The organism is Stenotrophomonas nitritireducens, assembly GCF_001431425.1.
Lineage (GTDB): Bacteria > Pseudomonadota > Gammaproteobacteria > Xanthomonadales > Xanthomonadaceae > Stenotrophomonas > Stenotrophomonas nitritireducens.
This window is the reverse complement of record NZ_LDJG01000029.1, coordinates 33130-45867: the sequence shown is the minus strand read 5'-3', so window position 1 is coordinate 45867 and position 12738 is coordinate 33130. Positions and strand designations below refer to the sequence as shown.

The 12738-nt window shown below is 69.4% G+C and carries 10 protein-coding genes; 4 read left to right on the top strand and 6 right to left on the bottom strand.

All coding sequences use genetic code 11. The features are described 5' to 3' along the window. The first annotated feature begins 274 nt into the window (after positions 1–274). On the top strand, positions 275–1459 hold the full coding sequence (locus tag ABB22_RS15920; protein ID WP_055768567.1) for a benzoate/H(+) symporter BenE family transporter: 1185 nt from the start codon (positions 275–277) through the stop codon (positions 1457–1459). A 90-nt stretch (positions 1460–1549) separates the two neighbouring features. On the opposite strand, the gene ABB22_RS15915 is transcribed toward ABB22_RS15920, so the two are convergent. The 4 genes from ABB22_RS15915 to ABB22_RS15900 form a co-directional block, all read right to left on the bottom strand. Further along, a complete protein-coding gene (locus tag ABB22_RS15915) occupies positions 1550–3709 on the bottom strand; it encodes a lytic murein transglycosylase (RefSeq protein WP_055768568.1) in 2160 nt (719 codons plus the stop codon). A 73-nt stretch (positions 3710–3782) separates the two neighbouring features. Next, the gene (gene egtD / locus ABB22_RS15910) at positions 3783–4757 is read right to left on the bottom strand and encodes an L-histidine N(alpha)-methyltransferase (RefSeq protein WP_055768571.1); all 975 of its coding nucleotides are present in this window, start codon (positions 4755–4757) and stop codon (positions 3783–3785) included. A gap of 1 nt (position 4758) precedes the next feature. Next, positions 4759–6036, bottom strand: a complete 1278-nt coding sequence (gene egtB / locus ABB22_RS15905) for an ergothioneine biosynthesis protein EgtB (RefSeq protein ID WP_425477815.1) — start codon at positions 6034–6036, stop codon at positions 4759–4761. 79 nt (positions 6037–6115) lie between these two features. Next, on the bottom strand, positions 6116–6511 hold the full coding sequence (locus ABB22_RS15900) for a YchJ family protein (RefSeq protein ID WP_055768579.1): 396 nt from the start codon (positions 6509–6511) through the stop codon (positions 6116–6118). 81 nt (positions 6512–6592) lie between these two features. Between ABB22_RS15900 and ABB22_RS15895 the strand changes: the two genes are divergently transcribed. The 3 genes from ABB22_RS15895 (at position 6593) to ABB22_RS15885 (ending at position 11277) form a co-directional block, all read left to right on the top strand. Beyond that, positions 6593–7369, top strand: coding sequence for a sulfite exporter TauE/SafE family protein (locus tag ABB22_RS15895; protein ID WP_055768581.1), 777 nt, complete (start codon positions 6593–6595; stop codon positions 7367–7369). A 96-nt stretch (positions 7370–7465) separates the two neighbouring features. Next, positions 7466–8212 (top strand): SDR family NAD(P)-dependent oxidoreductase, encoded by a 747-nt coding sequence (locus tag ABB22_RS15890; RefSeq protein ID WP_425477814.1) that lies wholly within the window; start codon positions 7466–7468, stop codon positions 8210–8212. 149 nt (positions 8213–8361) lie between these two features. Then, entirely contained in the window at positions 8362–11277 is a 2916-nt protein-coding gene (locus ABB22_RS15885; RefSeq protein WP_055768588.1) for a TonB-dependent receptor, read from the top strand. 205 nt (positions 11278–11482) lie between these two features. Here ABB22_RS15885 and ABB22_RS15880 read toward each other — a convergent pair whose 3' ends face one another. Both ABB22_RS15880 and folE read right to left on the bottom strand, forming a co-directional pair. Beyond that, entirely contained in the window at positions 11483–11860 is a 378-nt protein-coding gene (locus ABB22_RS15880) for an MAPEG family protein (protein WP_055768590.1), read from the bottom strand. Between the two features lie 174 nt (positions 11861–12034). Continuing rightward, positions 12035–12634 carry a GTP cyclohydrolase I FolE gene (folE, locus tag ABB22_RS15875; RefSeq protein WP_055768594.1) on the bottom strand — a complete coding sequence of 200 codons (600 nt, stop codon included), beginning with the start codon at positions 12632–12634 and terminating at the stop codon, positions 12035–12037. Positions 12635–12738 lie beyond the last annotated feature (104 nt).

Genomic DNA, 12738 nt, shown 5'->3' with positions numbered 1-12738 from the left:
CCTGCTCCCTGCCACCGAAGTGACTGGCGCCGTGAAGCGAGGGAGCGAATTCTAGACATCTTTGTGAAATGTGCAATCTCTTTTTTCAACAAATCCCTCAAAAACTCCCTCACGCCACAATCGGCAAGGCGCGACGCGGGGCAGCGCCGGTAGACCGTTCCCGCGGATGCCACATCGAGGCCGCTGCATCCTCTGTATAGGCCGCGAGTGCGGCAGGCGACCGACCGTGCCGCTGGGCCACAATGCGGGTTCTTCCCCCGCTTCCGACTGCACGATGGCCGATCCCGCACCGCGCTCGTTCTTCCGCGACCTTTCCCTGCCGGCCATCGTCGCCGGCTTCATCACGGTGCTGGTGGGTTTCGCCAGTTCGGCGGTGATCGTGTTCCAGGCGGCGCAGGCCGTGGGCGCCGGACAGGCCGAGATCGCGTCATGGATGTGGGCGCTGGGCATCGGCATGGGCGTGACCTGCATCGGCCTGTCGCTGCGCTACCGCGTACCGGTGGTCACGGCATGGTCCACGCCCGGGGCGGCGATGCTGGTGGTCGGCGCGACCGCGCTGCCATTGTCCGATGCGATCGGCGCCTTCGTGCTGGCGGCGCTCATGGGAGCGCTGGCCGGGTTCTCCGGTGTGTTCGAGAAGGCCATGCGGCGCATTCCAGTGTCGCTGGCCTCGGGCATGCTGGCCGGCGTACTGCTGCGCTTCGGACTGGACGTATTCGTATCGGTAGGCACGCAGCCGTTGCTGGTGCTGGCGATGTTCGCCACCTATCTGGCCGGGCGCCGCCTGTTCCCGCGCTATGCGGTGATCGCGACCCTGCTGGTGGGCGCGACGGTCGCCGGCAGCCAGGGACTGATGCACATGGAGCAGGTGCGGCTGCAGTTGGCGCGGCCGGTGTTCACCCTGCCGACGCTGTCGTGGGCGGCGGTGTTCGGCATCGCGTTGCCGCTGTTCATCGTGACCATGGCCTCGCAGAACGTGCCGGGCGTGGCGGTGCTGAAGGCTTCGGGCTACGACGCGCCGATATCGCCGGTGGTGGGGTGGATAGGCGCGGTCAACACGGTGCTGGCGCCGTTCGGCGCATACGCGTTGAACCTGGCGGCGATCACCGCGGCGATCTGCATGGGCCGCGATGTGCATGAGGAGCCGGCACGGCGTTATCCCGCGGCAGTGAGCGCGGGCGCGTTCTACATCGTGATCGGGCTGTTCGGCGCGACCGTGGCGGCGGTATTCGCCGCCTTCCCGAAGGAGCTGGTCGCCACGCTGGCCGGCATCGCGCTGTTCGGCACGATCGGCAACAGCCTGGCAGTGGCGCTGAAGGACGAAGGCGAGCGCGAGCCGGCGCTGGTGACGTTCCTGGTCACGGCCTCGGGGCTGTCGCTGGCCGGAATCGGTTCGGCGTTCTGGGGGCTGGTGGCCGGCGTGGTGACCCTGCTGGCGTTGCGCCGCCCTGCGCACTGACGGCGCCCGGCGCTGCCGGCCCTGGCCGGTACACGAGTGACGTGCGGGCCAGGCCGTTTCTCCTTGGAGAAACGGCTTCGAGCTGGAGCATTACAGCGGCTTGACCTCGAACACCTGCTTCAGGGTGTGGCGGCCACCCGGCGCCAGTTCGATCACGTCCGGACCGACGTTGCCGGCTTCGACGCATACATAGTTGCGCCAGCCGGCGCCGATGTCGTCCATCTTCGCCGCGGCCGCCTCGCCCGCGTTCCAGACGACGGCGGTATGGCTGCCGCCGGTGGCGATGTCGATGCTGCGGCCGAAGCCCGGATCGCGCAGCACGTAGTGGCCGCGCGCCTGCGTATAGATGCGGTCGCTGCGGCCCGGATCGCGGGGGTCGCGCAGGTTCCAGTCGCCCTGCTGGACATGGGCGTTGCCGCCGTCGAGCTTGTCCAGGTAGGTCAGGCCATCCAGCCCGGTCACGTCCACCTGCAACGCATCGCTGACGTTGAAGTAGTTGTGCAGCGCCTGGGTGAAAACGACCGGCTGGCTGCCGGTGTTCTCGGTGAGCAGTTCCTGTTCCAGGGTGCGGCCGATGCGCAGCTTCATGGTCAGGCGCAGCGACAGGCCTTCCAGCGCTGGCGGCGCCAGGGTCAGCACCATGCTGCCATCGGCCTGACGCTGCGCATTGCGCAGTTCCCATGGCACGGTGCGCACGAAGCCGTGCGACGGCACGTCGTTGCCCTGCCCCTGCCTGGCGAAATACGGCCAGCACACCGGGCTGCCGCCGCGGATCGGCGTGGGCGGCTGCCTGGCGGTGGGCGAAAGCCACATCACGTCGCGGCCGCCCTTGGGCACGAACGACAGCAACTGACCGCCGAACACGCTGATGGCCGCAGTGGAGAACGGCGTTTCCACCTTCCAGGCGGTGAAGCCCTTGAAATCGCCTGTGCTCAGGCCCTGCACATCCTTCATCGAAACATCGCTCCGCACGGTGGGTGACTGGACGAACTGCGAATAACCGGCAGGCAGCCGGAAAACCGTGGACGCCGCCGGCCGGGCATCGCGCAAGGCCTGCAGGATGCGGGTGCCGGCGCGGCCATCGGCGTTCTGCCATCCCAGCCGCTGCTGCTCGATGCGGATCGCGCGACGGGTGGCATCGCCGACCATGCCGTCGGCGGCGCCGATGTCGTGGCCTCGCGCGAGCAGCAGCGTCTGCAGCTCGCGGCGTCCGTCGCGGCCCAGGCCGGGATCGTCGGTGGGCCAGGCGGCGCCCAGGCCGTAGCCGCCGCGCAGGCGGTCGGCCAGGGTGGCGATGGCCAGCGCGTAGCTTTCGGCCGCGTTGTAGGAATAGATCGCGTCGTAGTTGCGGAATGCCAGCAATGCCGGGCCCTTGGCGCCGGCCGGCAGCAGCAGGGCGGCGGCGCTGTCATCGGCCATCGCCGTAGCCTGCAGCGCGCCGCCATCCACCAGGGTCACGCCCAGCGCGCGCCATGCCGCCAGCGGCCGGCGCTTGCCGCGGCCGGCCAGGGCGGCGTCGAAGCCGACGGGAATACGCACTTCCACGCCCCAGGGCTGGCCGCTGCGCCAGCCCGACTGCTTGAGGTAGTTGGCGGTGGAGGCCAGCGCGTCGGGGATGCTGGCGACCAGGTCGCGACGGCCATCGCCGTCGCCATCGATCGCGATGCGCGCATAGGTGGACGGCATGAACTGGGTCTGGCCGAAGGCGCCGGCCCAGGAGCCGGTGAGACCGTCGGGGGCGAGATCGCCGCGGTCGATGAGCTTGAGCAGGGCCAGCAGTTCCCCACGGAAGAACGGCTGGCGACGGCCATTGCAGGACAGCGTCGCCAGCGACTGCAGCAGGGGCCGCTTGCCGGCGATGCGGCCATAGTCGCTTTCCACGCCCCAGACCGCGACCACGGTGGCCGGATCGATGCCGTATTGGGCGGCGATGCGGTCGAGCAGTTCGCGATGCGTGGCCAGCATGGCGCGGCCATCGGCCACGCGCTGCGCATCCACCAGCGCGGCGAGGTAATCCCAGATCGGCGTGGTGAATTCGGGCTGGGCATCGAGCAGCGGCAGCACGCTCATGTCGGGAGCGACGCTGGCGAACAGGGCGTCGAAGCGTGCGGCAGCCATGCCCTGGGCGATGGCCGCGTCGCGCAGGCCCGTGCCGCAGCTGCCGAAATCGGCGATGGCGGCCCGCGCCGGCGACGCCATGGCAAGCGTGCAGGCCAGGCCCAACGCCGGCAGCATCCGGATAGATTTCATGCAACGGCTCCCTGCGGCGCCACACCCTGGAACGAAGCCCGATGATAAGAGGCAGCGCGCGCGCCGTGGGAGGTCAGGCGGGCTGCAGCAGGCGCAGGCCGAACATGCGCGCGGGCGCATCCCAGGCCGCGCCTACCCGCAGGCCGGCCGCGGCGGCCATCGCGGCGAACTGTGCGTCGCCGTACTTGTGGCTGTATTCCACATGCATGGCTTCGTCGCGCTCGAACCCGAACGCCTGCCCGGCCACACGCACCACCTGCGCATGGCGGCTGACCAGGGACGTCTCGATGCGCCGCGACGGGACCACGTAGCGGGCACGATGGACGAAGCCCGAAAGATCGAAGTCGCTGCCGATCTCGCGGTTCAGGCGCGCCAGCAGGTTGAGGGTGAAGGCGGCGGTGACGCCCGCCACATCGTTGTAGGCGGCTTCGATGGTGGCCGGATCCTTGTCCAGGTCGATGCCGATCAGCGCCAGCCCCTCCGGGCCCATGGCCAGGCGCATTCCGCGCAGGATCGACACCGCCGCCGCTTCGGCGAAGTTGCCCAGCGTCGAGCCCGGAAAGAACAACAGCGTACGCCGTGCCGTGCGGCGCGAAGGCGGCAGCGGCGGCAACGCGGTGAAGTCGGCGCACACCGGCAGCATTTCGATCGCGGGGAACTGCATGGCCAGCGCCCGCACGCTGTCCACCAGTGCGGTGCGCGATATCTCCACCGGCGTATAGGCCACTACATCGCCCAGCGCCTGCAGCAGCAGCCGGGTCTTGCGGCCGCTGCCGCTGCCGTACTCGACCACCCGCGCCTGCGGTCCCACCCGTGCGGCGATCTCCGGCAGCACCTGCCGCAACAGTGCCAGTTCGGTGCGGGTGAGGTAGTACTCCGGTTGCCGGGTGATCTCCTCGAACAGCGCCGAACCGCGCGCGTCATAGAAATACTTGGACGGCAGTGCGCGCGGCCGCGCCGACAGCCCGGCCAGCACGTCGGCGGTGATGGCGGCGCGGCCGGGACGGTGGTCGACCAGCCTCTCCAGCAGCGGGTCCGGCGCGTCCATCTCAGATGTCCCGGGCCAGGCGCAGGCCGCCGAACTGCCAGCGCGCCGCGGGCGGGAAGAAATTGCGGTAGCTGGCGCGCACATGCCCGGCCGGCGTGGCGCAGCTGCCGCCGCGCAGCACGAACTGGCCGCACATGAACTTGCCGTTGTATTCGCCGGCGCTGCCCGGCAACGGGCGGAAGCCGGGGTAGGCGCCGTACGCGCTGCTGGTCCATTCCCAGACGTCGCCGAACAGCTGCCGCGGCACGCCCGGCCCGGCGACCGGCGCAGCCTTGGGGTGCAGCAGGCCTGCATCGGCGAAGTTGCCGGCGGGCGGCCTTGCCGAAGCCGCCGCTTCCCACTCGAACTCGGTGGGCAGGCGCGCGCCGGCCCAGCGCGCGCAGGCATCGGCCTCGAACCAGCTCAAATGGCAGACCGGCGCATCCGGATCCAGTGCGCGCCAACCGCCCAGGGTGTATTCGCGCTCCAGCGCCTCGTCCCAGTACAGCGGACGGCGCCACTGGCCTGCCTGCAGCTGCGCCCAGCCGTCGCTCATCCACAGCAGCGGATCGCGGTAGCCGCCATCGTCGATGAAGGCCCGGTATTCGGCGTTGCTCAACGGGCGGTCGGCCAGCGCATGCGCCGGCACCAGCACGCGGTGCCTGGGCGATTCGTTGTCGTAGGCGAAGCGCGCATGCGCGGGCCAGGCCGGCGCGCCGATCTCGACGATGCGCTCCGGACTTTCGATCCACAGCGCGGCGTCGCTTGCCGGCGACGTGGGCGGCGCGGACAGGTCGTCGCGATAGGCCGGCTGCAGCGGACTGCTCCACAAGGCGTGCTTGATGTCGGTCAGCAACAGCTCCTGGTGCTGCTGTTCATGCTGCAGACCAAGCTCCAGGTGGCGTTGCGCCTCGCCATCGAGGGTGCCGGCGCGCAGACACTGGCCGACGCGGTCGTCGACCTGCGCGCGGTACTCCAGCACCTGCGACAGCGCCGGCCGCGACAGCAGGCCGCGCTGCGCGCGCGCATGCGCCGGGCCAATGCTCTGGTAATAGCTGTTGAACAGCGCCCGCCATTGCGGTTGCAGCGGCTGGTAACCCGGCTGCCTCCCGAGCACGAACTGTTCGAAGAACCAGGTGGTATGCGCCAGATGCCACTTGGCCGGGCTGGCCTCGGGCATGCTCTGCACCATCGCGTCCTCGGCCGTGAGCGGCGCGGCAAGGGCCATGCTGGCCCGGCGTACGGCGCGGTAGCGCTCCGCCAGCGTGGGTGGCGTTGTCGCAGCGCTGGACGTCTTCAGCAATGCGGCACTGGAAATCTGCATGCCCCGAGCTTAGCCATGCCCGGTTAGCGCGGCGTCATCGGCGCCGCCCCAGTGTTCAGGCAAGCGCGTCCAGGTAGTACCAGCGGCCGTCCTCGCGCACGAAGCGGCTGTGTTCGGCCATGCGCACGGCGCTGCCGTCGCCGATCCGGTAGCGGGCGACGAATTCCACCTCGGCGGTGTCGGCACCGGTGACGCGGTGGCGTTTCACCTCCAGGCCCAGCCACTGCGTGCGCTGGCCGGGCGCGTCGTCCAGCGACAGCGTCTCCGGCCGCGTACCGGCATGCCAGGTCGCCAGCAGGTAGCCGGCGTTGCCGGTCACGTAGGCGCTGTAGCGCGAGCGCATCAGCGCTTCGGCATCGGGTGCGGCCTCGCCGGCATGCCAGCGCGCGCAGCAGCGGCCATGGACGTGGCCGGAGCCGCAGGGACAGGGAGAATCCGGAGCTATCTGCATGCGCGCATTTTCCCATCCATGGCGCCATCGCCACCAGCCGGTACAGGCGTATGCTGTCGCGCCCCCCGTTCAGGTCCGACCATGCTGGAACTCCTGCCTGCCGAACTGCCCTGGCTGCTGGCCATCGCCTTCATCGCCGGGCTGGTGGATGCGGCGGTCGGCGGCGGCGGGCTGATCCAGTTGCCGGGCCTGTTCACGGTGCTGCCGCAGCACACGCCGGCCGCCCTGCTGGGCACCAACAAGTTCAGTTCGGTGTTCGGCACCGGTGCGGCGACGTGGCGCTATGCGCGTTCGGTGCGCTTCCCGTGGCGGCCGGTGCTGCTGGCGGCAGCGACGGCGTTCGTGTTCGCCTTCCTCGGCGCCACCGCGGTCAGCCTGCTGTCCAAGGACGCAGTGCGGCCACTGGTGCTGACCCTGCTGGTGGTGATGCTCGGCTACACGCTGGCGAAGAAGGATTTCGGTGCCATGCACCGCCCGCGCGAGGTCGGTCGCCGCGAACTGGCCATCGCCCTGGCGATGGGCGCGGTGATCGGCTTCTATGACGGCTTCTTCGGCCCCGGCACGGGCAGCTTCCTGATTTTCCTGTTCATCCGCTTCTTCGGCCTGGATTTCCTGCGCGCCTCGGCCGCCTCCAAGGTGGTCAACCTGGCCACCAACGTGGCCGCGCTGGCGTTCTTCGTGCCCAGCGGCAACGTGCTGCTGGGCTTCGCGGTGCCGATGGCCGTGGCCAACGTGGCCGGTTCGGTGACCGGCACGCGGCTGGCCCTGCGCGGCGGCACGCCGCTGATCCGCAAGCTGTTCCTGGTGCTGGTGGTGGTGCTGATCGCGCGCATGGCATGGGATACGTTCGCCGGCTGAACGCGGCGCGCCGGTTTGATCGAACGCAACGCCGCCGCGACGGCCGATGCGGATGATGGTCTGCATGGCGGCCCTCCCCCGCCGCCCTGGAGACCCATCATGCAACTGGATTTTTCCGGCAAGGTCGCCCTGGTCACCGGCGCCGCCTCGGGCATCGGCGAGGCCGTCGCCCGGCAACTGGCCGCCAGCGGCGCGCAGGTCGTCGTTGCCGACCTCGACCGCAATGCCGCCGAACAAGTGGCGTCCAGCATCGGCACGCCAGCGCGCGCACGCCAGCTCGATGTCAGCGACCCCGACGCGGTGCGGCAACTGGTGGAAGCCACCGTCGCCGAGTACGGCGGGCTGCACCTGGCGGTCAACAACGCCGGCATCGGCGGCGCCAGCCTGGCCACTGCCGACTACCCGCTGGAGGAATGGCACCGCGTGCTCGGCGTGAACCTGCACGGCGTTTTCCATTCGATGAAGTACGAGATCGCGGCGATGCTGGCCAATGGCGGCGGCGCCATCGTCAACATGGCCTCGATCCTCGGCAGCAACGGCTGGGCCGGATCCAGCGCGTACGTGGCGGCCAAGCACGCGCTGGTGGGCATGACCAAGACCGCGGCGCTGGAATATTCCGCGCGCGGACTGCGCATCAATGCGGTCGGTCCGGGATTCATCGACACGCCGCTGCTGGCCGGCATGGACCGCACGGCCTACGACGGCCTGGTCGCCCTGCATCCGGCCGGGCGCCTGGGTACCGCCCAGGAAGTGGCGGCGCTGACCTGCTTCCTGCTTTCGGACCAGGCTTCGTTCATCACCGGCAGCTACCACCTGGTGGACGGCGGGTTTTCAGCGCGCTGAGCGGCCGCAGCCGGCGGTATTCGGCCGACGGATGCCGTCCGTCGGCCCATCCGCGCATTCACTTGTAGGCTCCTAACGAATTGCTTACAAATCGCGCACGCCCGTCATGGTGGCGGGCGAGGTAGTCCGGCAATCCAAGGAGCTTCCCGATGACGTCGTTATCGTTGCATCCGCACCGCCTGACCAGAGCCATACAGCTTTCCCTGTTGTGCCTGCTGCCCGCCGTCGCCACCGCACAGGAATCCACCGCCGCCCGCACCCTGGACACGATCCAGGTCACCGGCACCCGCATCAAGAGGGCCGAGCTGGAGACCCAGGTCCCGGTGCAGGTACTCACCCGCGAGGCCATCGACCGCACCGGCTACACCTCGGTCGCCGACGTGGTGCAGCACCTCACCGCCAGCGGCGCCTCGCTGAGCACCAAGCTCAACTCCAGCGGCAACTTCGGCTTCCCGCCCGATGGCGGCGGCGTCGGCGCCGGCGCGGCGACGGTGGACCTGCGCCACCTCGGCCCGAAGCGCGTGCTGGTGCTGGTGGACGGCATCCGCTGGGTCAACGAATCATCCGGCTCGGGCGTGGGCTCGTCGGTGGACCTGAACACCATTCCGCTGGCGCTGGTCGAGCGCATCGAAGTGCTGGAGGACGGCGCCTCGTCGATCTATGGCTCGGACGCCATCGCCGGCGTGGTCAACATCATCACCAAGAAGAACGTCCAGGGCGGCCACGTCGAGGTCCAGTACGGCGACTACAACCTCAAGGGCGGCGGCACCACCGGCGTGGACTTCAGCTTCGGCAAGAGCGGCGACCGTGCGCAGTGGGTCGTCGGCGCTTCGTATTTCAAGCAGAAGGAAATCTCCTCGGCCGAGTACAAGTGGGCACGCGAGCCGGTGCCGGGCACCGGCCTGGCCAATGGCAGTTCGGCCACGCCGGGGGGGCGCTCGGTCTTCGCCCCGGCCGATGGCAACAACACCTACGGCGGGCTTTGCCCGTTGGCCAAGGACGACAGCGGCAATCCGATTCCCGGGTCCGCCACCTGCAACATCACCCTGCCCAACGGCGCCAACTACGCCGGAACCGGCTTTCCCGGCAACTTCATCCCCTTCACTACCGCGAACCGCTTCAACTTCGCCCCGTACAACCTGCTGCTGACGCCGAACGAGCGCAAGTCGGTGTTCGGCCAGGTGCGTTTCGATTTCTCGCCCAGCGCCAGCGGCTGGTTCCGCGGCCTGTACAGTGAGCGCAAATCGGCCAACGAAGCCGCGCCGGAACCGATCTTCCTCGGCACCGATGCCGGCGTGTACAACGACTGGGCCGAGACCAAACTGGTGATCCCGGCCAACCAGCGCTACAACCCGTTCGGTTTCGACCTGACCACCATCGGCCCGGACGCCAACCTGTTCCTGATCGGCCGCCGCCCGGTCGAAGGCGGACCACGCCGCTACGAGCAGGATGTGAAGACCTGGTATGCCGCAGGCGGGCTGGAAGGCAGCTTCGAGGTCAACAGCCGGCCGTGGAGCTGGGACATCAATGCCATGTCCAGCCAGAGCAAGGCCACCCAGACCAATACCGGCAGCTACAACATCAAGCACATCAACCAGGCGCTGGGTGATCCGGCTGCCTGCGCGGCCATCGCCGGCTGCGTGCCGCTGAACATCTTCGGCGGCCCCGGCACGATTACCGCGGACATGCTGGCGTGGATCTCGCCGGTGGTGCGCGACCGCAGCAAGAACACGCTGAGCCAGGCCTCGGCCAACATCACCGGCGAACTGGCCGACCTGTGGGCCGGGCCGCTGTCCTTCGCCGCCGGCGCGGAGTGGCGCCGCTACAAGGGCGAGTACTACCCCGACCCGATCACCGTGGCCGGCGAGTACAACGGCGTGCCGTCCGGCATCACCGTCGGCAGCTATTCGGTGAAGGAGGCCTACGCCGAGTTCGACGTGCCGCTGGCGCGCGGCGGGTTCTGGGGCAAGAGCGTGGACCTGAGCGTGGCCGGCCGCTATTCGGACTACTCCACCTTCGGCGGCACCGGCACCGGCAAGATCGGGCTGCGCTGGCAGCCGGCCGATGAACTGCTGCTGCGCATGTCCTGGGCGCAGGGCTTCCGCGCGCCGTCGATCGGCGAGCTGTACGGCACGCTGAGCCGTTTCGACGCGACCCTGGTGGACCCGTGCAACAACGCCGCCTCCACCACGCCCAAGTGCGTGGCCGACGGCGTGCCGCCGGGATACGAGCAGGTCAACCCGCAGATCTCGGTGGTCACCTCCGGCAACCGCGACCTGCAGCCGGAGAAGAGCCGTTCGTTCATGGCCGGCGCGGTGTGGAGCCCGGGCTGGGCCGAAGGCGGCAGCTGGGCCAGCAAGCTGGACCTGGGCGTGACCTTCTACCGGCACACCATCGACGGCGCGATCCAGGCCCCCGACGCGCAGGCGATCATGAACCGCTGCATCGACAGCCGCGACGCGGTGGCCTGCGCCAGCTACACCCGCAACGACCGCGGCCAGATCGTCCGCTTCGAGGACATCCTCGCCAACCTGGGCACCATCAACACCAGCGGCTGGGACTTCACCGCGCACTGGCTGCTGCCGGAAACCGGCTGGGGCCAGCTGGGCCTGGACTGGAAGGCGACCTGGGTCACCCGCTACGAGCTGGTCAACGAATCCGGCCAGGCCGAGCCCAAGCGTCCCGGCGTGGAGGTCAACGACAGCTCGATCCCGGAATGGACGTCCAACCTGACCGCCAACTGGGACTACCGCAACTGGAACGCGAGCTGGTCGCTGCGCTACGTCGACCGCCTGCGCGAAAGCTGCGCCGGCGCCAACGGCTTCCCGATCTGCACCGACAGCGCAGCGGACCTGCACTGGCTGGGCGCCACCACCCTGCACGATGCGCAGGTCAGCTGGCGCACCGATGCGTGGATGAAGGGAATGAAGATCACGGTGGGCGTCAACAACGTGTTCGACAAGAACCCGCCGATCTGCCTGAGCTGCACGCTCAACGGCTACGACCCGGGCACGTACGACCTGCCCGGCCGCTACAGCTACGCCAGGCTCAGCCTGGATTTCTGAGCCCCGCCGCCGGCAACAACGACAAAGGGAGCCGCAAGGCTCCCTTTGTTTTCCTGCGGCACCGGACGCAACGCCCGGCGGAGCTTCACCGGGAAGGCTCCAGCGGGGCGGTGCCCCGCTCTACAAGGCGGTCGATCGTGTCGGTTCCCTGTAGCGCCGGGCAGCGCCCGGCGGAGCTTCACCGCCCCCAGCGGGGCCGCGGTTGTCAGCGCAGCACGGCGCCGGCCAGGGCCATCAGCAGCAGCGCCATGACCGGCAGCATCGACAGGGCGAAACCCAGCGCCCGGCTGCCCGGGTTGCTGACATAGGCGCGCCAGTAGAGGAAGCGGCCGACCAGGTAAACCGCGCCGATGCCCGCCACCCAGGCCGCCGGCCAGAAGCGCGCGGCCACGAACAGCGCCGGCAGCAGCGCGACCATCAGCTCCAGGGTGTTCATCTGCACCCGGTAGGCGCGCTCGAAACCTTCGTGGCCAACCACCGCCGGCGCCTTCACTCCATAGCGGCCGCGGGCACGGCCGACCAGGGCGCCGAAGAACAGGTACTGCACGATGACCAGCATTGCGACCAATTCGACGTAGTGCATGGGCTTGTTCCGTGGTTCCTGGATGTCATGGGAGGGCGGCGGGGAAATCGGAGTTCCAGCATCGCAGGCGTCGTTCCGCTCCCCCCACGCCCTTGCGCATTGTGGAGGCGCCACGGGCCCGGGGTTCGCAGGCGCCTCCTCCCGCGGGGGCAAGAGGCCTGCAGAGCGGGCGGCTCAGCGCCGCGCGTGGCCGACTTCGATGAAGCGCAGGAACTCGGCGCGGGTGCGGGCGTCGTCATGGAAGCTGCCACGCATGCGCGAGGTGACCATGCTGACGCCGCGCTTGTGGATGCCGCGGGTGGTCATGCACTCGTGCGAGCCTTCCACCACCACGCCCACGCCCAGCGGCTGCAGCACGTCCTGGATGACGTCGGCGATCTGCGCGGTCATCTTCTCCTGCACCTGGAAGCGGCGCGCATAGGCCTCGACCACCCGCGCCAGCTTGGAGATGCCCACCACGCGGCCGTTGGGCACGTAGCCCACGTGCACGCGGCCGATGATCGGCGCCATGTGGTGCTCGCAGTGGCTTTCGTACTCGATGTCGCGCAGCACGATCATCTCGTCGTAGCCGGCCACTTCCTCGAAGGTGCGCGCCAGGTACTCGCGCGGATCGTCGTTGTAGCCCTTGAACCAGTCGCCATAGGCCTCGGCCACCCGGCGCGGGGTATCCAGCAGGCCCTCGCGGGCGGGATCTTCGCCGGCCCAGCGCAGCAGGGTGCGCACGGCCTCTTCGGCCTGGGCCTGGGTGACGGACGGGTTCTTGGAGTCGGCCATGGGTGACGGCGCCTGGATTTCGGGGGTGGACATGCTACCAGCCGGGTGCCGCCGGGGCATCGACGACGACGACACCCGGAAACGACGAAGGCGCCCGCAGGCGC

Excerpts from the sequence above, each read along its gene's own strand:
- ABB22_RS15920 (WP_055768567.1), top strand. The coding sequence starts at position 275 with ATGGCCGATCCCGCACCGCGCTCGTTCTTCCGCGACCTTTCCCTGCCG.
- ABB22_RS15915 (WP_055768568.1), bottom strand. The coding sequence starts at position 3,709 with ATGAAATCTATCCGGATGCTGCCGGCGTTGGGCCTGGCCTGCACGCTT.
- egtD (WP_055768571.1), bottom strand. The coding sequence starts at position 4,757 with ATGGACGCGCCGGACCCGCTGCTGGAGAGGCTGGTCGACCACCGTCCC.
- ABB22_RS15900 (WP_055768579.1), bottom strand. The coding sequence starts at position 6,511 with ATGCAGATAGCTCCGGATTCTCCCTGTCCCTGCGGCTCCGGCCACGTC.
- ABB22_RS15895 (WP_055768581.1), top strand. The coding sequence starts at position 6,593 with ATGCTGGAACTCCTGCCTGCCGAACTGCCCTGGCTGCTGGCCATCGCC.
- ABB22_RS15885 (WP_055768588.1), top strand. The coding sequence starts at position 8,362 with ATGACGTCGTTATCGTTGCATCCGCACCGCCTGACCAGAGCCATACAG.
- ABB22_RS15880 (WP_055768590.1), bottom strand. The coding sequence starts at position 11,860 with ATGCACTACGTCGAATTGGTCGCAATGCTGGTCATCGTGCAGTACCTG.
- folE (WP_055768594.1), bottom strand. The coding sequence starts at position 12,634 with ATGGCCGACTCCAAGAACCCGTCCGTCACCCAGGCCCAGGCCGAAGAG.